Here is a 21,352-nt window from a genome sequence, read left to right on the forward strand (position 1 = left end):
GCAGCAGGATCCGCCGAGCCACAGACGATTCCACGCGCAAATCCGGGGGCTGTGGATAACCCCGTCCCGAACCCTCCCTGTGGAGGGTGATCGGCCCGCCCACGGTCCGTCTACGATGTGCCCATGACACGCATCGCTGCGTTCTTCGATCTCGACAAGACGATCATCGCGAGGTCGAGCACGCTTGCGTTCTCCAAGCACTTCCAGGCCGGCGGCCTGATCACCCGCGCGGCCATGATCCGCTCGGCCTACACCCAGTTCGTCTACGTCGTCGGCGGCGCCGACCACGACCAGATGGAGAAGATGCGCAAGTCGCTCTCCGAGATGGTCACCGGCTGGGACGTGGCGACGGTCAAGGAGATCGTCGCCGACACCCTCCACAACGTCGTCGACCCGCTCGTCTACGAGGAGGCGGTGCAGCTCATGGAGCAGCACCACGCCCAGGGTCACGACGTCATCATCGTCTCCGCCTCCGGCACCGAGCTGGTCGAGCCGATCGGCGCGATGCTCGGCGCCGACCACGTCGTCGCCACCCAGATGGAGATCGAGGACGGCCGCTACACCGGCGAGATCGCGCTCTACGCCTACCGCGAGGAGAAGGCCCGCGCGGTCCAGCAGCTGGCCGAGCGCTTCGGCTACGACCTCGAGCAGTCGTACGCCTACTCCGACTCGATCACCGACACCCCCATGCTGGAGGAGGTCGGTCACGCCTTCGCGGTCAACCCCGACAAGGACCTCCGCAAGGTCGCCAAGGAGCGCGGCTGGGACATCCTGGTCTTCAACAAGCCGGTCGCGCTGCGCAGCCGCGTGCTCACCCCGTCCACACCGACGCTGGCCGCGCTGGCCGTCGGCGGGGCCGTGGCGATCGCAGGCGGCGTCATCTGGGCCGGCACGAAGCGCCGTCGCCTCGGCGCCTGACGGCAGTTCTGCAGGGGCGTCATGATCCTCCTCATCCTGCAGAAATTCCAGCCTTGAATCTGTCTGCCAATCAGCGTAGAAACAGATATGTAACAAGACGTACACGAGAGCCAGGCACCCACGCGGCGATCCACCCATCTGATGGGGTGCTGTAGCCGGGGAGAAATCCCGGCGCAGTGACCAGACCTTGCACGCTTGGTAACCAGAAGGCCTCGTGTCCGCGGTGGCATCCGGTGTTCACAACCCACCGGGTGCCACCATCAGTTTCGGCCGCTGTTCGGGCGCTATTCGGCTGCGTCCAGGCGCAGCGGCGAGGCCTCGGCCCCGGCGGCGTACGCCTCGGCCGCATACAGCAGCCACGAGTGCGCCCCCGCCTGGCCGCCCTCGCGGAACCCGCGCAGGTTGGACTCGTAGGCGGCGCGCAGCGCCAGGTGGCCGGCCTCCGGCACGACCAACGACTTCTCGTCCACGCCGCGCGCGACCAGGATGAGCCGCTCTGCGGCACGCGCGACCAGCCCGTTGTGGGACGCGAACGGCGCAGAGGTCGCCAGATCGGCGTGCGCGAACGCCGCCACGACCAGTGCCGGCGCCGACGTGGGCGCGAGCAGGAGGTCGGAGAGACGTCGCAGCCGCTCGGCCGCAGCCGAGGACCGGGGCCGCCCCAGCTCCTCCGCGTCCAGCGACGCCCCGGCCGCCAGCGCGTGGATCCGGGCGAACGCCTGCAACGGCGCCTGCTTCACCACCGGAACCAGCGAGAGCAGCTCGGTCGAGAGCCGCACCGCGTCCTGGGCGATCGCGTCCCCGCCGGAGGTCCGCACCTCGCCCAGAGACGACGAGGATCCCTCCAGCACCGCCGACGCGTGCGCCCCGCGCAGCAGTGACTCGGCGGTCGTCTCCGGGGACGTACGCCGCAGTCCCCGGTCACGCAGCATCACGTCGATGCCGTCACGAGCTGCGGCGAAGCCCGAGGCCACGCCTTCGAGCGACACCAATCGGGCCAGCGGATCGTCCTTCACACGATGAAGCCTAAGCGGGGGTTACCCTGGCCACGATGACGGACCCAGCGAACCCCGACCCGGCACGCTCCTTCGGAAGCGTGGCGGACAGCTATGACCGCGGGCGCCCGTCCTACCCGGTCGATGCCGTGAAGTGGCTGGTCGGTGACGAGCCGGTGAGCGTTCTCGAGCTCGGCGCCGGCACCGGCAAGCTCACCGAGGTGCTGGTCGGCCTGGGCCACGACGTCTTCGCGACCGACCCGGACGACGCGATGCTCGACATCCTCTCCGAGAAGCTCCCGGACGTACGCGCCACCAGCGGCACTGCCGAGCAGATCCCGACCGGCGACAGCCTCTACGACGTCGTCGTGGTCGGCCAGGCGTTCCACTGGTTCGACCACGCGAAGGCGCTGGCGGAGATCGGCCGCGTCCTCAAGACGGATGGACGACTCGCGGTGATCCAGAACGAGCGCGACGAGCGGATCCCGTGGGTGCGCAAGCTCGGCAGGCTCATCGGCAAGCCCGACAGCGCCTTCGACCCGACGAAGGTCCTCGACGACTCCGGGCAGTTCTCGGCGGTCGAGGCCAAGACGTTCCGACACTGGCAGGTCGTCGACCGCCACTCGATCCAGGACCTGGTGCTGTCGCGCTCCAACATCGCGATCCTCGACCCGGAGGCCCAGGACCAGAAGCGGCGCGAGGTGCTGGCCTTCTACGACGACTACGGCCGCGGCATGGACGGCATGCAGCTGCCCTACAACTGCCGCGCCTGGCACGCCCAGGTGCTCCCGCACGCCGAGGTCAAGCACACCGTCGAGGTCGTCGAGGTCGCCGACGCCGAGCGGCCGACGGTGCCACTGGCCAAGCGCACCGACACCGCCGTACGCCTCCCCCGGGTCGTCACGGACCCGGACAACGGCGACGACGACCTGCTCATCGACTTCCGGTGAGTGGGTCCCGCGCACGCGTGGTGGCAGCGTCGCGCTCCGGGTCCATCAGGTCGAAGCTCTGGATGATCCAGAAGATCGCGAAGCACACCAGCAGCGAGACCTCGGTCGCCAGCAGCCAGAGGTGCCAGCCGATCAGGCCGAGCAGGATCCCGGTGACGAGCAGCACCACCATCGCCGCGACCAGGGCCCAGTAGGTCTTGTCCAGCCGCGTACGCGCCTTGTCGGCCTCCTGCGCGATCTTCCGCACGCCCCAGTCGGTGTTGAGCACGACCGCCAGCGCGAACGGCGTGAAGGTGAAGATCGCCGCGAGCCCGTGCGCCTTGGTCGCGAAGGTCTCCTGGTCGATCAGCAGCCAGCCGACGCCGACGACCCACGCGCCAGCGACCGAGACCAGGCCGATCAGCCCCCAGCGCGACGGCCAGGCCCCGGCGGCGGCCCGCTTGCGGAGACCGAAGATCAGCACGACCACCCAGCCGATCGCCATCACCGCCAGGTAGCTCCAGGCGTTGTTGACGATCGCCGCCTTGTCGATCTGCTGGCCGACCTCCGGGGTCGGCACGAAGCCCACCATCGGCGCCGAGAGCCCGGCGAGGTTGAGCGCGGTGTCCTCGGCGTCGGTGTAGCCCCGCAGCACCACCAGGCACACCCCCAGCGCGCACAGCACGGCGGTGAAGACCGGGCCGGCCGGGGTGTAGTAGTAGGACGAGATGGAGGTCTGCCACTCCCCGCTCACGATCGTCTCGGCGCCCACCGAGACGGCCAGTCCGAGGAGCAGACAGCACAGAGCGAAACGGACATAGCGGTACGTCGTCACCTCGGTCGTCATGGTCCTCGAAGGTAGCGGGATCCGGCCACCTGTGGGCTCCTATTCCGCAGCGCGTCCGAGACCCGCGCCAACCGTTCACCGAACAATCTCGGTGAACGCCTAGCGTGACGCACGCCACACCAGATAGCGTAAATCGAAGCCGGATCCCCACCGGTTTCGATAAATCCTCCGTCCCTCCCTACGATGCGCGCGTGAAGATGACGAACAAGTGAAATCACGCGTCCCGAGCCGACTACGTCTTGGGATGCACCTTCCGACGCGTTAGCGTCACCCCGGGCGTCGAAGGCGCCCATGTTGCCCTGAACTCGTTCACAACGGGCCCGCTGGCTGACGCTTCGATCAGCGACGATCACCTGCAAAGCCGCATATCTCTGCCGTAGCCCCACCAACTCCAACGCTCGGGCGATGCTGCCCTGCGGACCAGTGAGGTCGACATGTCTGACGTGGCATATCTCGAGGACGGCCCGACCGTTCTCTCCCTGTACGAAGGTTTCTTCGCCGGCGGCGCCCGGATCCTGCACACCGCCGTCGTCCGTGCGCTCGATGCCACCACGCCTCAGCAGCACAGCGTGCTGAGTCTCAGCGACCGCGTCCAGCGCGAGTTCACCGCCCAGCGGATCTCCTCGGACAACTCCTACCGCCGCCTGACCTCGGCCGGCGTGCCGGTCAGAGCCCTGAGGCGTACGCCGACCGGACCGATCACCGCCAGCCAGCTCAAGCGGGTGGCGCAGTCGGTGGCGAAGGCCGACGTGGTGCTCTCCCTCAAGGAGCAGCCGCTCACCGTACTCGGCAAGGTCGGCACCTCGGGCACTCCCCTGATCACGTGTCTGCACCGCTCCGACCCGGAGCACCAGGGGGCCGGCGTACAGGAGCTCATCGACCTCGACCGCGCCGGGTTGCTGACCGCGGCGGTCTGCTGCGCGGAGTCGACCCAGCGTGCCTACCACGAGGCGACCGGGATCCCGCTGGAGCGGCTGCCGGTCTTCCCGAACGGGGTGGACCTCCACAAGTTCCGCACCGACGCCGACCTGCGCGCGAGCAAGCGCGCCGAGCTCGGTGTGAGCGGCGAGGCGCCGGTCGTGATGATCGCGGCCCGGTTCGACGAGATGAAGAACATCCCGCTCTTCGTCCGCGCCGCGCGCCGGTTCGTGCAGGAGCACCCCGACGCCCACCTCGTCATGTGCGGCGCCGGGATGACCGCGGACAACCCGGCCTTCGCGGCGCTCGTCGCCGAGGAGCTCGGCGCGTGGCCGGCCCTGGAGACCAACCTGCACGCTCTCGGGATCCAGAGCCAGATGGCGCCGCTCTACAACGCCGCCGACCTGATCACGCTCACCTCTGCGTTCGGCGAGGCCGCGCCGCTCTGCCTGCTCGAGGGGATGGCGTGCGGTGCGGTCCCGGTGACCACGCCGGTCGGCGACGCTCCGGCGATGGTCGGCGACATCCGTCTGGTCGCGTCCTTCGACCCAGCCGAGATGGCCGAGACCTGGAAGGCCGCCTTCGCCCAGCGCGAGGAGCACTTCGAGCGCATCTTCCGCAATCGGCAGCGCCTCTCCGAGCAGCGGCTCTTCGACGCGTACGCCCGGCTCATCAAGGAGTCCGCCGACTCGGCCCTCATCCCGGTCGCCGTCTGAGACGACCGCTGGTCGAGCCCCGTGAGCGGGGCTCGACCAGCGGGGGGTGAGTCAGTAGATCGTCACGCCATAGGCGTCGACGGCTTCACGAACGGGCTGGAAGAAGGTCGTTCCGCCCGTCGTGCAGTTGCCGGAGCCGCCCGAGGTGATGCCGAGGGCCTTCGTGCCGTCGTAGAGCGCACCGCCGGAGTCACCCGGCTCGGCGCACACATTGGTCTGGATCATGCCGCTGACCCGACCCGCGCCCTGGTAGCGGACGGTCACGTTGAGCGCCTGGACGGTGCCGGTGTGGACGCCGGTGGTGGACCCGTCGCGGGTGACCTTCTCGCCGACGTACGCATCGGCGACCGTGAAGCCACCGGGGTGCGAGAGCGACGCGTTGTCATAGCGGACCAGGGCGTAGTCGTTGCCCGGGAAGCTCGAGGCGACCGTCGGACCGATCAGGGTGGACTGGGCCGAGTTGGCGTACCAGGTCGGAACCTCGTCGCCGCAGTGGCCCGCGGTGATGAAGTAGTAGTTGCTGCCGCTCTGCACGTTGAAGCCCAACGAGCAGCGGTAGCCCGAGCCGTAGATCGCGTCGCCGGCGCCGAGCAGCGGCTTGAAGGTGCCAGCGGTGCGCTTGATCGTGAGGGCGTCGGCGTTGCCGCCGGCGGCCTTGGTGACCTTGGCCAGGTCTGCCTTCGTGACGGTGGAGTCGGCCGTGACGACCACCTTGCCGGTGGCCTCGTCGGTGTACCAGGCGATGCCGGACACGGCCGACTTGTCGACGGCCGAGTGGACGGCGGCCAGCGCCTTCGGACCGAGCTTCTTGTCAGCTGGAGCGGCGGCAGCCGGCATGACCGCAGCGGTGGCTGCCAGGCCGAGACCGGCTACGACTGCGGCCAGACGGGTGCGGGACGTGGTGAAACTCATGTGTTCCTCCTACGAAACGACCAGGCACCCGCGTGGTTGCAGGCGCCAGGAGCGCCCGACCACCGCGATGTGCCCGAGCACGCCTCCTCGGAGTATGTCGCCGGCTCAACCCGCCAGGCATGCGGAGAAAGAAAATTTCACCGTCAGCACGAAATCATTACCGTCAGTAGATGTTGACGTCGTAGGCCCGAAGGGCTTCGCGGACGGGTTGGTAGAAGGTCGTCCCGCCCGACGAGCAGTCGCCGGTGCCGCCCGAGGTGATCCCGAGAGCCGTCGAGCCTGCGTAGAGCGGGCCGCCGGAGTCGCCCGACTCGGCGCAGATGTCGGCCTGGATCATGCCGCGCACGGTGCCGGAGCCGCGGTAACGGACCGAGACGTCGAGCGCCTCGACCCGGCCGGAGTGCACCCCGGTCGACGAGCCGTCGCGGGTGACCCGCTGGCCGACCTTGGCATTGCCCACGGTGTAGCCGCCGGAGTGGGTCAGCGAGGTGTTGGCATAGCGCACCAGGGCGTAGTCGTTGCCCGGGAAGCTCGATTTCACGGTCGGCCCGATCCGGGTGGTCTCGCCCGAGTTGGTGTACCACGTCCCGACGTCCTCGGCGCAGTGGCCGGCGGTGAGGAAGTAGTGGGTGCCGCCGCTGCGTACGTTGAAGCCGACCGAGCACCGGTAGCCCGAGCCGTAGATGGCGTCGCCGGGTCCGACCAACGGCTTGAACTCGCCCTTGGCTCGCTTGACCGTGATCGCGTCGGCGCGGATCCCGACGGTCTCGGTCAGCCGGCTGAGCGCGGACTCCGAGACGGTGGAGTCGGCGGTCACGACGACCTTGCCGGTGGCCTCGTCGGTGTACCACGCGATGCCGGACAGGGCCGATCGGTTGACCGCGGCGTCGACGGCGGAGTGGACGGCTGCCAGCGCCCTGGCGCTGAGCTTCTCCTCCGGAGGCGCAGCGACCGCCGGCGTGGCCATGGCGGTGGCCGCCAGACCTAGACCAGCCGCTGCTGCGAGCAGACGGTTACGTGACCTGGTGAACCTCATACGTTCCTCCACCGCGATGTGCCCGAACACGACCACAGTGAGTATGTCGTTGTAGACGCCCTGTCGGCCAGTCGTTGGCAAAAAACTTTCGTTGTTCGACGAAATTTCGTACGCCGCGAGGCAAAGCGGCGCAAACCACTTCACCCCGCGGCGTACCTGCGATTGATCAGTAGATCGTCGCCCCGTAGACGCTGAGCGCCTCGGTCACCGGCTGGAAGAAGGTGGTGCCACCGGTGGTGCAGTTGCCCGAGCCGCCGGAGGTCAGACCCAGCGCGGTCGTGCCGGAGTAGAGCGCGCCGCCGGAGTCGCCGGGCTCGGCGCACACGTTGGTCTGGATGAGACCGCTGACGGTGCCCTCGGCGTAGCGGACGCTCGCGTTGACCGCCGTCACGGTGCCGGTGTGGACCCCGGTGGTCGAGCCGTCGCGGGTGACGCTCTGGCCGACCCGGGCGGTGCCCGCGGTGAAGCCGCCGGTCTTGGAGATCGACGACTGGTAGCGGACGATGCCGTAGTCGTTGCCCGGGAAGCTCGAGCCCGCGGTCGGGCCGAGCAGCGTGGTGTTCGACGAGTTGGCGTACCAGGTCGAGACGGCGTCGGTGCAGTGGCCGGCGGTCAGGAAGTAGTCGGCGCCGCCGACCTTGACGTTGAAGCCGAGCGAGCAGCGCGAGCCGCCGCCGTAGATGGCGTCACCCGGGCCGATCAGGGTGGTGAACTTGCCCTTGGTGTGCTTGACGGTCACCGCCTCGTCGCCCTGGCTGGTCTTCTCGGCCGCCGCCTTCTTGACCTTGGCGATCTCGGCCTTGGAGACGGTCTCGTCGACGGTGACGACGACCTTGTTGGTGGCCGGGTCGGTGTACCACGACGAGCCGACCGGGGCGGACTCGGCGACGGCCGACCTGACCGATGCGACCTCGGCCTTGCTGAACTCGGCGTCCGCGGCGGCAGCCGGGACGGCGACAGCGGCGGAGGCCGCGAGACCCACACCCGCCGCGAGCGCGGCGATCGTGCGGGGACGGAAAGTGGTGCGTTCGAACCTCATACGTCTCCTCCTGGGGGAAAGGCCCGCTTGTTGCGGACTCCGCACCCGAGTCCACGGGTTTCGTGGATTACCGAGTGCGGTAACTGAGTTTCATGATCTTTCCCTCGCGCCGCATCACATTCGGTTCCCCAAGAATCTGCATTGCAAAGACTGGTTCTTCGGATTCATGCATTGCAGCAACACGCGATCTCCGGATGGTTTGCGGCAGCAGGGCCACCGAAGAGGATGAGGCGAGCATCGCCAAGTTGTAGGTGACCGGGTCGCAGGCCGCGTACGGTAGATATCCATGTTCATCTCGCTGCTCGAGCGGTGAATCGGACGGGATTTCATCCGACTTCGAAACCTTCGGCGTGGCGACCGTTGATAGATGGTAGACAAACCCCATGCCGTATCCGCCGCTTCCAGGCTCCCCCGGTTCGGGCGCGCCTGACGAGGAGCCGCAGAAGCAGCCTGCCCCGTTCGACTACAACGAGCGCCTGATCGGGCTCTCCGAGGACCTCGGCGGCGACCGTCCCGCGTTCAACGCACGCAAGGAGCGCGCCGGCCAGGCCGGCCCGCTGCGCCAGGTTCTGACCATCGCCGCCTCGCTCGCCCTCGTGGTCGTGTGCGGAGTGGTCGTCTACGCCCTCTTCACCCGCGGCGACGACGCGGCCACCACCGCCGGCACACCGTCCACGAGCGACACGCCCTCGACGAGCACGGCCCCCACCGACTCGGCGAGCCCCGGCGGCGGAAGCACCGACGTGAGCGGCGAGTCCAGCGGACGACCCGGCTGGCCCGGCACCAGCTCCCCGGCAGACCCCGGCGACCGCGCCACCCCGCGCTCGACCATCGGCCCCGAGCGGCTCTCCAAGGCCGACGTCCCCCGCCCCTGGGAGTTCACCTACGGCGACGTCACGCTGAAGGCGCGCTACCTGGACGGCAAGGACTACTCCGGCTGCAAGGCGACCCTCAAGCGCCCGATCCGCAAGCTCGGCTGTGACTACGCCGTCCGGGTCTCCTACAAGGCCCAGCAGGGCAATCTGCGGCTGACCCACTTCATCTACGACTTCGGCACCGTCGAGGCGGCGGGGAAGGCCGCCGCGCAGATCGAGCCGCACCACGTGATCCCGCCCACCGAGGCCTCCCTGCCCGACTACACCCAGGGCTGGTTCAAGGTGAAGGACTACGGCAAGTATGTCGTCTACACCATGGTCACCGCCAACGACGGCATCACGATCGCCAAGGGCAAGGAGTACACCTCCTACGGCAACACCGACCTCGGCGCGGAGATCCTCTTCCGGATGTGATCCCGGATGCCCTAGGAGGTCGGCTGGGCGGCCGGGGCCGAGGAAGCTCCTGTCGAGGGTGACGGCTCGCTCGACGTACTGGGGCTCTGACTCGGCTGCTCCGACGGCGTGGCGCTCGGCTCGGTCGACGTCGACGGCTCCTCGCTCGGCTCCTCCGGCACGGCCGACTCCGACTCCTGCGGCTCCTGTGACGGCTCGGTGGTCGGGCTCGCGGACTCCTCGGGCGTCGTGGTGGTGCCGGTCGACGGCTCCCTGCCCGGCTCCTCGTCGCGGGCGTCCGAGCCGCCGCCGGTCACGCGGGAGATCGTCGTATCACCGTCGCCGTCACCCACGATCGAGCTGACGCTGCGCCCGGCCAGCAGCTCGAAGACGGTGATCACGGCGACCACGACCACGAACATCGCCAGCGAGAGCAGCACGACCCGCTTCCAGGGCAGCGCCTCCAAGCGCTCCCGCCACGTCGGCGTGGGCTCGGCGCCGGCCGCCTCGTCCCCTGCATCGGCCGCAGCCTCGGCGACCGACTCCGACGCAGACTCGCTCCGTACGCCGGCGAGCCCGGCGGCCCGCCACCTGGCCAAGGCCTGGACGCTGGTCACCTTCTGGTGGCTCTTGGCCAGCCACTGCGAGTAGAGGTTGGTGCCGATCGTCGCCGCGACGCTGCCGATCGCTGCTCCGACCAGGGTGCCGACAGCGCCGAGCGTGGAGAGCAGGAGGGACGAGGTGACGGCGGCGAGCGCACCAGCGGTGGTCGCGAGCCAGTCGATCCGTTTCGGTGCTTGGGTGTCGCTGGAGGGCGGATTGTCGCTCATCGACCTCCAGGTTAACTCGCGAACCGACGCAACCGGGGGCGACTTGACGCAGATCACCCTTGAGCCAGATCACGCTCCAGGGCCCCCGCGCTGGACATCAGGGTCGCCACGACGCTCGGCAGCGATTCCTTGTCGTAGCGCACGCTGGGCATGGAGATCGACATCCCGGCGACGACGTCGCCCACGGCGCCACGGACGGGCACGCCCACGGCGACCACGCCACGCTCGGAGCGGCCGTCGTTGAAGGCGAACCCGTTGCGGCGTACGCGCTCCAGCTCGGTGCGCAGCGCGTCGAGGTCCGGGCGATCGGTCAGGTGGTCGGCGTACCTCTCCTTGCTGTAGAGCGAGGCGAGCTCCTCCTCGGAGATCTGGGCCAGGAGCAGGAGGCCGGCGGTGGTGCGGTGGGCGGGGAAGACCATGCCCTCGCGGGAGCCGACCTTGAGCGACTGCGGTGACTCGACCGAGGCGATGAAGCGGCAGGTGTCACCGGCCCGTACGGCGACGTTGGCGGACTCGCCGAGCAGGTCGACCAGGCGCTGCAGGTGCGGCAGCGCCACCTGGCGGAGCCGCGAGGCGGTCGAGCGCGAGTGGGCGGCCAGCTCCAGCACGGGCCCGGCGCGGTAGACCTTGTCCTCGTCCTGGACCGCGAAGTCGCGGTAGACCAGCATCGCGAGCAGCCGGTGCGCGGTGGAGCGGGCAACCTCGAGCCGAGCCGCTGCCTCCGAGACCGTCAGGCGTCCTTCGAGCTGAAGGATCGCCGCCAGCTTGAGTGCGTGATCCACGCTGGTGATCGCGTACGGGGGCCGGGTCTTGAGCGGCTTGTCCATCCCACCTCTTCCTGATCACACCTAAGAAAGCACCAATCGCTCGGCTCCGCAGGAGATTGACAAGAGGCGTATGTCAGTTCTTGTCGACAGATTTGGATGTTCTGCCACGCGTGGAACTGGCAGGCTTGGCGCCATGTCGGCCCTTCTCTCCGCCACCGCTCCCCGCACGTTCGACGACGCCCGGCGCTGGGTCGCCGAGGGCACCTCGCTGTTTTTCGACAGGATCGGTTCGTTGTCACCATCAGACTGGTCGGACGCCTCGTCGTTGCCCGGTTGGACCCGTTCGCACCTCGTCGGTCACGTCTGCGCCAACGCCGAAGCGCTCGGCAACCTGATCTCCTGGGCCGCGACCGGCGTGGAGAAGCGGATGTACGCCTCGGTCGAACAGCGCAACGCCGACATCGAGCGGGCCTCCGGACTGCCCGCCGACGAGCTGACGGCGTGGTTCTCGCGGAGCGCCGACGCCCTGGATGCGGCGATGGACGAGCTCACCGAGGAGCAGTGGCGGCACGAGATCATCACCGCCCAGGGCATCACCCGTCCCGCCAGCGACGTCCCCTGGATGCGCGCGCGGGAGGTCCTCGTCCACGCCGTCGACCTCGCCGCCGGGACGACGTTCGCCGACCTCCCCGAGGACTTCCTGGTCGCACTGGGTCAGGAGATCCGTACGAAGCGTGGCCTCTCCGACGAGGAGCTCGCGGCCGTCTCCGGTCCGCTCCCCGACGTCGTGGCATGGCTCGCCGGGCGCCCGCACTCCCTCATCGACGCTCCCGAGCTCGGCCCCTGGCTCTGAGGTTTCGGCGCCCGGGCCGGCTGATCAGTGCCATGCACCCAGCTTGTCCGGGTTGAGGACGATCCAGACATCGGTGACCCTGCCGTCGACGACCCGCAGGTTGGCGACGCCGCGGTGGACGCCGTCCTCGACCAGCGTGAACCCGAGGCCGTCGGCGGTCGCCTCGGTGCTGATCGTCCAGGTCGGCCGCTTGGTCAGTACGCCCAGGAGGAACCGGGCCACCTTCTCCGGCCCTTCGATCGGGTTGCGGGCCGCACTGACCCGGCCGCCGCCGTCGGAGCGCAGCGTGACCGACGGGTCCAGCAGGGTCACCAGCCGTCCGAGGTCGCCGCCGGCGGTCGCCGAGACGAAGGCGCGGACGACGTCGTCGTGCTCCGGCAACGGAGCGACCTCGGCGCGCTGCGCCGCGACCCGGCGTCGCGCGGAGGCGGCGAGCTGACGTACGGCCGCCGGGGAGCGACCGACCACGCCGGCGATGTCGCCGAACGGGACCGCGAAGATGTCGTGGAGCACGAACGCGACCCGCTCGGCCGGCGTCATCGCGTCGAGCACGACGAGCAGCGCGGTGCTCACCGTGTCGTCCAGGGTCGCCCGGTCGGCCGGATCCTCGGGGACCGCGAGGAGACCCGGCCGGACCGGCTCGGGCAGCCAGGGCCCGACGTACCTCTCCCGGCGGGCTCGTGCCGACTTGAGCACGTCGAGACAGATCCTGCTGGTGACGCGGCTCAGCCAGCCGGACGGGTTGTCGATCGCCGCGCGCTCGTCGTCGGTCAGGCGGTACCAGCGCAGGTAGGTCTCCTGGACCGCGTCCTCGGCCTCCTCGAGCGTGCCGAGCAGCCGGTAGGCGAGCGCGATCAGGCGGCGGCGCTCGATCATCACCTCGCCCAGGTCGTCCATGTCAGGCATCGTGGCACCTTTCTCCCGCCCTCGTTCGATGTGACGAGCCAGACAGCGCGAATGTGAGGTGGCGACCTCACATTCGTCGGCAGCACCTCGTCAACCTGATGAGTGCCCGCGCTGTGGCGGGCCAGACCAGAAGGACCCCGATGCTCGCCAACGTCAACGTCACCAAGCTCTTCCCCGCTGCGTACAAGGCCCAGCTGGCCGTCGAGGAGGCGGTCGAGGAGGCCATCACCGTCGCCGGCGTCGACCGGCTCACCGTCGACCTCGTCAAGCTCCGCGCCTCCCAGATCAACGGCTGCGCCTTCTGCCTGCGGATGCACACCCAGGACGCCCTCAAGAACGGCGAGACCACCGACCGCCTCGCCCTCGTCGCCGCCTGGTGGGAGTCGCAGTACTTCACCCCGGAGGAGCAGGCCGCACTCACCATCGCCGAGCAGATCACCCGCATCGGCGACCTGCACACCTCCCCCGCCCCCAAGGTGGACGTGGAGAGCATCCTCGACGCCAAGCAGATCGCCGCCCTCACCTGGGTCGCGATCGCCATCAACGCCTGGAACCGCATCGCGATCTCCAGCCACTACCCCGTCGCCCCCTGACGAGCGGTCAGACCGGGCCCGGACGCACAGTCGCGTCCGGGCCCTTCTGCACTTCCTAGGTACGCGGAGACGACTCCAGCACCGTCCGGGCCAGCTCCTTGGCCAGCCGGACGGCCTCCGGATGCGAGTCGAGCTGGGCGTTGGCCACGGCACCGTCGTAGAGCAGCCGCACGCGGTCGGCGACGCCTTCCGGGTCGGCGTAGCCGGCCTCGACCGCCAGCGAGAGCAGCATCTCCCGCAACCAGCCCCGGAAGGACTCCAAGGCCGCCAGCTCAGCGCTGCCGGTGGCCGCTTCGACACTGGCGTTGGCGAACGGGCAACCCCGGTAGGTCGGGAGATGGGCCACCTCGTCGAGAGCGTCGAAGGTCGCGAGGAGCTTGTCCACCGGATCGGAGAAGGCCGCCTGATGGTGCTCCGTGCGCTCGCGTCGGCGCTGATGACGCCCTTCCAGGTACGCAGCGACCAGCGCGTCCTTGCCGGAGAAGTTGTAGAACAACGACCCCTTGGCGACGCCGGCCTCCTCGATGATCCGGTCGATGCCGACCGCATGCACGCCTTCGGCGTAGAACAGACGGTCGGCCGTCTCCAGCAGACGCTGCCGTGCGGATGGCCGCTTCGTGCTCATGAAAGAAGAATATCAGACAAGTCTGTCTAAAACGCCTTGACTTGCTTGAACAGATCTGTCTAAATGGACTCCCTGATATTAGACTGATCTGTCTAAGGAGCCCTCCGATGTCCCGCACTCTCAGCCCCAAGGCGGCCTTCGCCGGGCTCGCCGCGATCTTCGCGGCCTTCTTCTTCGCAGCCGGCGCACCGACGCCGCTGCTCTCCCTCCGGCAGCAGGAGTGGGGGTTCTCGGCCGGCACTCTCACCTTCGCCTTCTCGGTCTACGCCCTCGGCCTGCTCGTCGCGCTCCTGGTCGGCGGCTCGCTGTCCGACCACCTCGGCCGCCGGCCTGTCCTCATCGCGGCTCTCGGCGGCGAGCTGGTCTCGATGGCCGTCTTCCTCGTCGCCTCCGACATCGGCTGGGTGATCGTCGCCAGGGCACTCCAGGGACTGGCCACCGGACTCGCGACCAGCGCGTTCAGCGCGGCGATCGTCGAGCACGCGCCGGACCATCTGAAGAAGCTCGCCGGCGGGCTCGCCGCGGCGTCGGTCGCCGGCGGACTCGCCCTCGGCGCGCTCGCCACCGGTGCCGCCGTGCAGTTCACGCCAGCCGCCAACACCCTGGTGTTCGGCGCGCTCGCGCTGGTGATGGTGCTGGGGATCGTCTTCGTCGTGTTCACCAGCGAGACCTCCTCACCTCGGGCCGGCGCCTGGCGCTCGCTCGCACCTCGGATCAGCGTGCCGGGCAACATCCGCGCCGAGTTCCTCGCCGGGATCCCCGTCCACGTCGCAGCCTGGATGACCCCGGCGTTCTTCCTCGGCCTCTCCCCGGCCGTGCTGCGCCTCCACTTCGACCTCGACGGCGGCCTGGTCACCGGCTTCACCGCATTCCTCGGCCCGTTCGTCGCCGCACTCGCCAGCTTCTGGTTCGCCCGCCACCCGGCCCGCCGGAGCACGATCACAGGGAAGGTGCTCGTGCTCGTCGGCATGGTCGTCGTGGTCGCCGGCGTCCTCACCACGACCCTTCCGGTCCTCTGGCTCGGCGCCGTCGTCGGCGGTCTAGGGTTCGGCGCTGCCTTCGGCGGTCAGCTCCGGCTCGTCGTCCCGCACATCCAGCCCCAGGAACGGGCGGGCGTCTTCGCCGGCATCTACACCGTCGCGTACCTCTCGTTCGGGGTCCCCGTGATCATCGCCGGGCAGCTGGCCCCGCGGTGGGGCCTGATCCCCACGTTCGAGCTGTACGCCGGCGTCCTCATCGGCGTCGCTGCGCTCGGCATCGTCATCCAGGCCGGTCTCGGCCGCCGCGAGTCCACCCGGCCCGCCACCGCCGGCCCCTGAGCGCGGAGTAGCCGAGGCGAACCCGGTAGTCCGGGACGTTCTGGTCCGTTACCTGTGGGTAGATGGGCAGGAACGTCTCGGACTACCTCTTGGGTGGTTCGGATTGCTCTCCCGGCGACGATGTGGCGAGGACGTACGAGAGAATCGTGGGACAGCGGGGAAGGGGACCGATGACGACACCGACACCACCGCCGCCACCGGACGGGTACGGGGCGATGCCTCCTGCGCCGAACCTCGGGACGCAGGGCGGCTGGCCGTCGAACGAAAATTCGTTCGCCCCAGGCGGGCCACCCCCGACGGAGAAGCCGCACAACCCGTGGCCGATCGTGATCGGGCTCGGGGCGATCGCCGTCGTGCTGGTCATCGGGGTGATCGTCACCGCGGCGATCGTCATCCTCCGGGGCGAGGAGGACCCGACGGCAGGACCCGGGCCGGTGACGGTCACCGCGACCCCGACCACGTCACCGGACCCGTCCTCCGCGGCTCCCGCGCCGGGCGGGCTGGCCGCGGACCTCTTCGAGGGCGACTGGAGGTTCAAGCTCGGCGACGTGAGCATGAACGCGACGTACGTCGCCTCCCAGGACTATCCGGACTGCGGGCCGATCGCGTCGGCCGCCCTGGACGGCAAGGGCTGCCGGTACGCCGCGATGGGGATCCATGACGCCGAGGGCGGCAAGCTGCGGATGCTCCGGGTCATCTACGTCTTCGGCAGCGAGGCGGCAGCGACGGCGGCCGCGGAGTCGGTCAAGGAGACCGACATCGACCTGCCCACCGGCAGCCTCGTCCAGGACGACGTGATCGGGAAGTGGGTCGCCAAGGAGTCCGCCAAGGCCGTCGTCGTCGGCTTCGTGACCGGCCAGAAGGGCGTGTCGGAGACGACGGTCGACGACTACCTCCACTACGGCACCGCCGACATCGCCGGCGCCCTGATCTTCATGGACCTGTAGCCGCGGGAGTTCACCCGAGGTTTCCGAGTATTCGAAAGCGTTTGGTTCGACGCACACAGCCCGCCCATACCGTCAACAGGCGTGTCCCCCACACTGATCTCCTCGGGTCCGGGTCGGGCAGCCTTGCTGCGCGCCGTCGTGCCCGTGGTCGCGCTGTGCGGCGTCCTCGGCGCCGCGCTCAGCTTCCTCGTCCCGACGACGGCCACCGCCGGCCCGACCGTGAAGGTCGCCCAGGCGGAACCGGTGCAGCCGGGCTTCCAGCGCTTCGCCTGGCTCAACGCGTGGGCCGACCACCACACGGCACCAGGGGGTGCGGCCGCGGACCGGCTCGACGGCGTGCCACGGATGCGGATCGTGGTCGGTCACCTGCGGCGTACGCTCATCGACTTCGGGGTGCTCGCCGAGGTGGAGGCGCCGCAGCGGGAGGCGTTCGAGTCCTTCGGACGGGAGTACGCGCTCGTCTCCACGCCCGACGCGACCGACGACGCGGTGTTCTACCGCCGCTCGGTGTTCCGGCTGGTCAGCAGGGACACGGTGACCATGTACTACCGCCACGGCGCCCGGGTGAGCGCGCCGGTGGTGGTGCTGGAGGAGCGTTCCTCCGGGCAGCGCGTCGGGGTGCTGCCGGTGCACTTCCCGGCGAGCCTGCCGTCGGCTCCCGGGCAGAAGAGGTGGCGCGACCTGAACGCCCGGGTCGTCAAGGACGTGGTCGCCCGCGCGGAGGTGCCGATCGTCGTCGCGGGTGACTTCAACCAGCGCAACGACATCCTGTGCGACCTGACCTCGCCCGGGACCGGCCTGGTGAGCCCGCTCGCGGAGCACGAGAAGTGCGCCACCGCGCGCCGGGCGCCGATCGACCAGGCGTTCCTCAGCCCCTCGTTGCAGCCCGACCGCTACCAGGTCTACTCCGGCCCGTCGGCCCGGCGGGCCACCGACCACGGCGCGTTCTACCAGGTCAGGGTGCGTCTCTCCGACATTCCCTGACAAACTCAGAAGTACGTCCGGGCCAGATCGGTCACGGTGTAGTCGAGGTCGACGACCGGGATCAGCCGCCACTTGTCGAACGCCGTGCACGGGTGTGAGATCCCGAAGCTGACCAGGTCGCCCGGCCGCAGCCCGGCGTCGGTGCGCAGGAAGGCGTGCTGGTCGGCCAGCTTCTCGACGGTGCCCTCGATCTTCTCCGCGCCGCCGAAGCCGTCGCGCCGCACCGCGAGCGGGACCGGCAGGCCGTTGTCGTAGGGCACGTCCCGCCGGCCCATGCCCGCGATGACCAGCCCCTCCTCGGGGGCCGAGACGATCTGGGCCCACACCTCGATGGCCGGGTCCAGGCTCCCCGCGATGCGGTGGTAGGGCGTCGTGGCGGCGTAGAGGCCGTGGTCGTGGGTGATGTACGTCCCGCTGCGCAGGACCTTGCGAGGCGTCATCCCGTCCGGCCATCCGGAGGCCCAACGCTCGGCGAGGACGTCGAAGAAGGCGCTCCCGCCTGCGGAGACGATCGCATCCGCGGCGACGAGCCCCTCGGTGAACAGCGTCGAGGCGAGCTCCTTGAGACGGTCGAAGTAGTCGCCGACCGCCTCGGCCGTCTCCAGGCCGCCCTCGTAGCCGGCCACGCCGGCCAGCAGCAGGCCCGGCCGCCCGTCCACCACTCGCGCGAGCTCGACCGCCTCCTCGACGGAGCGGCAGCCGGTGCGGCCGCCCGGGAAGCCCAGGTCGAGCAGCACCGCGAGCGGCCGGTCCGCGACGCCTACCAGGGCCGACGCCTCGGCGGCCGCCTCGACGCCCTCGACCGAGTCCACCCAGTGCAGATGTAGGAACTCCGGGTCGGCCGCCCGCTCGGAGGCGACCCAGCTCAGCGCGCTGTGGTCGAGGATCTCGTTGGCGACCAGGACACGGCGTACGCCGGCATGGCGAGCGACCAGCGCCTGGCTGGGCGTGGCGACCGTGATCGCCCACGCGCCGGCGTCGAGCTGTTGCCGGTAGAGCGAGGGCGCCATCGTGGTCTTGCCGTGCGGGGCGAGCAGCAGCCCGTGCTCCTCCGCGAACCCCGCCAGGGTCTCGATGTTGTGCTCCAGCGCGCTCTTCTTGAGCACCATCACCGGCCAGGTGAACGAGCCGTCGAAGAGGTTGCGGCCGGAGGCTGCGTACGTGGTGAGATCGACGGCTTCTCCCGGCTCCATGAAGCCCTTGTCCGCCCAGGTCACGTGATCGTCCATCGGGACCGAACCTACCGACGGCCCCACGGCCGGGCACGGGGTTTCGAGAAAACTTGGAAATGTCCGGGCGGGTACCTCAGAGGAAGGTCTGTCCCTCGCCCCGGTAGGTCGGCGCGACGGTGATGATCGCGTCGCCCTCGATCAGGTGGAGGACATCGAGCCGCTCGCACACCTCACCGGCCTTCGCGTGGCGGAACCAGACCTTGTCGCCGATCGCGAGCTCGTCGGCGGCATGCCCGCGCAGCGGCGTCTGGACCTCCCCGGCGCCTTCGGTGCCGACGTACTCGAGGCCGAAGGGGTAGGTGGGGCTCGGGACGCGGTCGAGCCCGGGCGGGCCCGAGGCGATCCAGCCGCCACCGGCGACGGTGACGATGCCGGGCGCGGGACGGCGCACGACGCTCAGCCCGAAGTACGCCGCCGGGTGGGGCGTGAAGCCGTCGTAGCGGTCGAAGAGGGTCGGGCCGTAGAGGCCGGAACCCGCAGCGATCTCGGTGACCGAGGAGTCGGCACGGGTGGACTCGATCGAGCCGGTGCCGCCGCCGTTGACGAACTCGAGGTCGGTCAGCGAGCGTACGGCCGCGACGATCTTCCCGCGGCGCTCGGTGATCTCGGCGATGGACGCCTTCTTCATCCGGCGGATCACCGCGGCGGGCGGGTTGCCGCCGAGCGGGCGGTCGACGGTGCCGGCGACCTGGCCCTCGTAGGCCATCAGCCCGACCAGCTGGAAGTCCGGGTCCTCGGCGACGATGCGGGCCAGCGCGACGGCGTCCTCCGGGGTGCGCACCGGGGAGCGGCGGGCGCCGAGCCAGATCCGGCGCGCGATGACCAGCGCGGCGTCGAGATCGATGGCGACGCGTACGGGGGCGGCCGGGGTGCCGATCGCGGCCTTGACCAGCGACAACCCTTCGGCGCTGTCGACCATCAGCGTGATCCGGGCGAGCTTCTCCTCGTCCTTCGCGAGCGCGGCGAGCGCCGCCCGGTCGGCGGTCGGGTAGCCGATCACGATGTCGTAGTGGGTCTCGGCCAGCCACAGCGCCTCGGACAGCGTGAACGCCAGGATCCCCTCGTACCCCTCGCGGGCGAGCACGCGGTCGATCAGCGCCCGGCAGCGTACGGACTTGCTGGCGACCCGGATCGGGGTGCCGGCCGCGCGGCGCACGAGATCGTCGGCGTTGGCGTCGAACGCGGCCAGGTCGACGGCCCCGACTGGTCCGTCGAGAGCGGCGGTCGCGCGGTCGAGCCGCTCGTGCTGCTGGGCCGAGAGATGGTGGGAAGTGGTAACCACGACCCAAGTGTCTATGCCCCGCGCGGCACCCGCGTCAACGGCAGGTAACCAACTGTGCCACCGCGCGGTCCGAACGGATCTGGGTGAAGTCGTTGACCGAACGCCTCGGAAGCGACACCCTTTGCCGCGTGAGTGAGTGGCAGAACTGGGCGGGCAATCAGCACACGGGAGCGATCGAGGTCGTCGTGCCTCGCGACGAGGCGGAGCTCGCGGCGGTCGTGGTGGCTGCGACCGAAGCCGGCCGCAGGGTCAAGCCGATCGGCGCCGGCCACTCGTTCACCGCGATCGGCTCCCCGGTGGACGTCCAGGTGAGCCTCGACCGGATCTCCGGGATCGTGAAGGCCGACGCGACGACCGGGCTGGTGACGGTCCGCGGCGGCACCCGCCTCAAGGTCCTCAACCGAGCGCTCGAGGCGCTCGGGCTGTCGATGACCAACCTCGGCGACATCGAGGAGCAGTCGATCTCTGGGGCGATCTCGACCGGCACCCACGGCACCGGAGCGCGCTTCGGCGGCCTGGCGACGCAGGTACGCGGCCTCCGGCTGCTCCTCGCCGACGGCTCCGTCCTCTCCTGCTCGGCGACGGAGAACCCCGAGGTCTTCGACCTCGCCCGCGTCGGGCTCGGTGCGCTCGGGACCATCGTCGAGGTCACCCTCCAGACCGAGCCACTGTTCGCGCTGAACGCGCGTGAGGGCAACGGCGAGCTCGACGCGGTCATGGCCGAGTTCGAGGAGCACGCTTCGGGCACCGACCACTTCGAGTTCTACTGGTTCCCGCACACCACCCGGGTGCTCACCAAGCACAACACCCGGCTGCCGCTGCCGGAGACGCCGCTGAAGCCGGTGGGCCCGGTCCGGGGCTGGTTCGACGACGAGCTGCTCTCCAACACCGCCTTCGGCGCGACCGTCGAGCTCGGCCTCCGCGTGCCTGCGCTGGTCAAGCCGCTGGCCCGCTTCGCCGCCTCCGCCCTCTCGCCGCGCGAGTTCACCGACGTCTCCTACCGCGTCTTCACCTCGGAGCGGAAGGTGCGGTTCGTGGAGAGCGAGTACGCGGTGCCGCGTGCTGCGGGTATGGACGTCCTCGCCGAGCTGCAGCGCGCGGTCGAGGCCTCCTCGTGGAACATCTCCTTCCCCGTCGAGGTCCGCGTCGCGGCCGCCGACGACATCCCGCTGTCCACCGGGTTCGAGCGCGAGAACGTCTACATCGCCATCCACACCGCCCCGTCCTCGCCGTGGCGGGAGGAGTACTTCGCGACCTTCGAGCGGATCGCCGGCGAGGCGGGCGGCCGCCCGCACTGGGGCAAGATGCACACGCTCTCCGCCGCTGACCTGGCCGAGCGCTATCCCCGGTTCGGCGACTTCGTCGCGCTGCGCGACAAGCTCGACCCGTCGCGCACCTTCAGCAACCCCTATCTGGAGCAGGTCCTCGGCTCTTAA

Annotated in this window: 22 protein-coding genes; 10 read left to right on the forward strand and 12 right to left on the reverse strand. The window is 69.8% G+C overall.

Features of this window, described 5'->3' with window-relative positions:
• Positions 1-123: 123 nt before the first annotated feature.
• Positions 124-918, forward strand: coding sequence for an HAD family hydrolase (locus tag G5C66_RS03315; protein ID WP_165109527.1), 795 nt, complete (start codon positions 124-126; stop codon positions 916-918).
• Positions 919-1,202: 284 nt separating this feature from the next.
• On the opposite strand, the gene G5C66_RS03320 is transcribed toward G5C66_RS03315, so the two are convergent.
• Positions 1,203-1,934 carry a Fic family protein gene (locus tag G5C66_RS03320; RefSeq protein ID WP_165109528.1) on the reverse strand — a complete coding sequence of 244 codons (732 nt, stop codon included), beginning with the start codon at positions 1,932-1,934 and terminating at the stop codon, positions 1,203-1,205.
• 35 nt (positions 1,935-1,969) lie between these two features.
• Between G5C66_RS03320 and G5C66_RS03325 the strand changes: the two genes are divergently transcribed.
• Entirely contained in the window at positions 1,970-2,863 is an 894-nt protein-coding gene (locus G5C66_RS03325) for a class I SAM-dependent methyltransferase (protein WP_206443670.1), read from the forward strand.
• On the opposite strand, the gene G5C66_RS03330 is transcribed toward G5C66_RS03325, so the two are convergent.
• Positions 2,847-3,689 carry a hypothetical protein gene (locus G5C66_RS03330; protein ID WP_165109529.1) on the reverse strand — a complete coding sequence of 281 codons (843 nt, stop codon included), beginning with the start codon at positions 3,687-3,689 and terminating at the stop codon, positions 2,847-2,849. The two genes, G5C66_RS03325 and G5C66_RS03330, sit on opposite strands and share 17 nt — an antisense overlap.
• Before the next feature lie 434 nt (positions 3,690-4,123).
• On the opposite strand from G5C66_RS03330, the gene G5C66_RS03335 reads away from it, so the two are divergent.
• A complete protein-coding gene (locus tag G5C66_RS03335) occupies positions 4,124-5,323 on the forward strand; it encodes a glycosyltransferase (RefSeq protein ID WP_165109530.1) in 1,200 nt (399 codons plus the stop codon).
• 51 nt (positions 5,324-5,374) lie between these two features.
• Here the strand turns inward: G5C66_RS03335 and G5C66_RS03340 are convergent, their stop codons facing one another.
• The 4 genes from G5C66_RS03340 to G5C66_RS03355 form a co-directional block, all read right to left on the reverse strand.
• Positions 5,375-6,235: a S1 family peptidase gene (locus G5C66_RS03340; RefSeq protein ID WP_165109531.1), complete on the reverse strand. Its 861-nt coding sequence runs from the start codon at positions 6,233-6,235 to the stop codon at positions 5,375-5,377.
• Positions 6,236-6,398: 163 nt separating this feature from the next.
• Positions 6,399-7,271: a S1 family peptidase gene (locus tag G5C66_RS03345; RefSeq protein WP_165109532.1), complete on the reverse strand. Its 873-nt coding sequence runs from the start codon at positions 7,269-7,271 to the stop codon at positions 6,399-6,401.
• Positions 7,272-7,437: 166 nt separating this feature from the next.
• Positions 7,438-8,310, reverse strand: a complete 873-nt coding sequence (locus G5C66_RS03350; protein ID WP_165109533.1) for a S1 family peptidase — start codon at positions 8,308-8,310, stop codon at positions 7,438-7,440.
• A gap of 67 nt (positions 8,311-8,377) precedes the next feature.
• A complete protein-coding gene (locus G5C66_RS03355; RefSeq protein ID WP_165109534.1) occupies positions 8,378-8,695 on the reverse strand; it encodes a hypothetical protein in 318 nt (105 codons plus the stop codon).
• On the opposite strand from G5C66_RS03355, the gene G5C66_RS03360 reads away from it, so the two are divergent.
• A complete protein-coding gene (locus tag G5C66_RS03360) occupies positions 8,694-9,599 on the forward strand; it encodes a hypothetical protein (RefSeq protein WP_165109535.1) in 906 nt (301 codons plus the stop codon). The two genes, G5C66_RS03355 and G5C66_RS03360, sit on opposite strands and share 2 nt — an antisense overlap.
• 11 nt (positions 9,600-9,610) lie before the next feature.
• On the opposite strand, the gene G5C66_RS03365 is transcribed toward G5C66_RS03360, so the two are convergent.
• A complete protein-coding gene (locus G5C66_RS03365) occupies positions 9,611-10,408 on the reverse strand; it encodes a hypothetical protein (RefSeq protein WP_165109536.1) in 798 nt (265 codons plus the stop codon).
• A 53-nt stretch (positions 10,409-10,461) separates the two neighbouring features.
• The gene (locus G5C66_RS03370) at positions 10,462-11,235 is read right to left on the reverse strand and encodes an IclR family transcriptional regulator (protein ID WP_165109537.1); all 774 of its coding nucleotides are present in this window, start codon (positions 11,233-11,235) and stop codon (positions 10,462-10,464) included.
• Positions 11,236-11,368: 133 nt separating this feature from the next.
• On the opposite strand from G5C66_RS03370, the gene G5C66_RS03375 reads away from it, so the two are divergent.
• Positions 11,369-12,028, forward strand: coding sequence for a maleylpyruvate isomerase family mycothiol-dependent enzyme (locus tag G5C66_RS03375; RefSeq protein ID WP_165109538.1), 660 nt, complete (start codon positions 11,369-11,371; stop codon positions 12,026-12,028).
• Between the two features lie 24 nt (positions 12,029-12,052).
• On the opposite strand, the gene sigJ is transcribed toward G5C66_RS03375, so the two are convergent.
• The gene (sigJ, locus tag G5C66_RS03380) at positions 12,053-12,934 is read right to left on the reverse strand and encodes an RNA polymerase sigma factor SigJ (protein ID WP_165109539.1); all 882 of its coding nucleotides are present in this window, start codon (positions 12,932-12,934) and stop codon (positions 12,053-12,055) included.
• 98 nt (positions 12,935-13,032) lie between these two features.
• Here sigJ and G5C66_RS03385 point away from each other — a divergent pair, with 98 nt between their 5' ends.
• A complete protein-coding gene (locus G5C66_RS03385; RefSeq protein WP_241248175.1) occupies positions 13,033-13,527 on the forward strand; it encodes a carboxymuconolactone decarboxylase family protein in 495 nt (164 codons plus the stop codon).
• Positions 13,528-13,582: 55 nt separating this feature from the next.
• Here G5C66_RS03385 and G5C66_RS26375 read toward each other — a convergent pair whose 3' ends face one another.
• Positions 13,583-14,152 carry a TetR family transcriptional regulator gene (locus tag G5C66_RS26375; protein ID WP_165109540.1) on the reverse strand — a complete coding sequence of 190 codons (570 nt, stop codon included), beginning with the start codon at positions 14,150-14,152 and terminating at the stop codon, positions 13,583-13,585.
• 107 nt (positions 14,153-14,259) lie between these two features.
• Here G5C66_RS26375 and G5C66_RS03395 point away from each other — a divergent pair, with 107 nt between their 5' ends.
• The 3 genes from G5C66_RS03395 (at position 14,260) to G5C66_RS03405 (ending at position 17,402) form a co-directional block, all read left to right on the forward strand.
• Positions 14,260-15,471 (forward strand): MFS transporter, encoded by a 1,212-nt coding sequence (locus G5C66_RS03395; RefSeq protein ID WP_165109541.1) that lies wholly within the window; start codon positions 14,260-14,262, stop codon positions 15,469-15,471.
• 215 nt (positions 15,472-15,686) lie between these two features.
• Positions 15,687-16,418: a hypothetical protein gene (locus G5C66_RS03400; protein ID WP_165109542.1), complete on the forward strand. Its 732-nt coding sequence runs from the start codon at positions 15,687-15,689 to the stop codon at positions 16,416-16,418.
• Positions 16,419-16,499: 81 nt separating this feature from the next.
• Positions 16,500-17,402 carry an endonuclease/exonuclease/phosphatase family protein gene (locus tag G5C66_RS03405; protein ID WP_165109543.1) on the forward strand — a complete coding sequence of 301 codons (903 nt, stop codon included), beginning with the start codon at positions 16,500-16,502 and terminating at the stop codon, positions 17,400-17,402.
• A gap of 5 nt (positions 17,403-17,407) precedes the next feature.
• On the opposite strand, the gene G5C66_RS03410 is transcribed toward G5C66_RS03405, so the two are convergent.
• Together G5C66_RS03410 and G5C66_RS03415 are read right to left on the reverse strand one after the other, a co-directional pair.
• A complete protein-coding gene (locus G5C66_RS03410) occupies positions 17,408-18,631 on the reverse strand; it encodes an alanine racemase (RefSeq protein ID WP_165109544.1) in 1,224 nt (407 codons plus the stop codon).
• A gap of 76 nt (positions 18,632-18,707) precedes the next feature.
• Positions 18,708-19,916: an alanine racemase gene (locus G5C66_RS03415; RefSeq protein ID WP_165109545.1), complete on the reverse strand. Its 1,209-nt coding sequence runs from the start codon at positions 19,914-19,916 to the stop codon at positions 18,708-18,710.
• Between the two features lie 128 nt (positions 19,917-20,044).
• Here G5C66_RS03415 and G5C66_RS03420 point away from each other — a divergent pair, with 128 nt between their 5' ends.
• A complete protein-coding gene (locus G5C66_RS03420; protein WP_165109546.1) occupies positions 20,045-21,352 on the forward strand; it encodes a D-arabinono-1,4-lactone oxidase in 1,308 nt (435 codons plus the stop codon).

The organism is Nocardioides turkmenicus, from assembly GCF_011045035.1.
GTDB classification, from domain to species: Bacteria; Actinomycetota; Actinomycetes; order Propionibacteriales; family Nocardioidaceae; genus Nocardioides; species Nocardioides turkmenicus.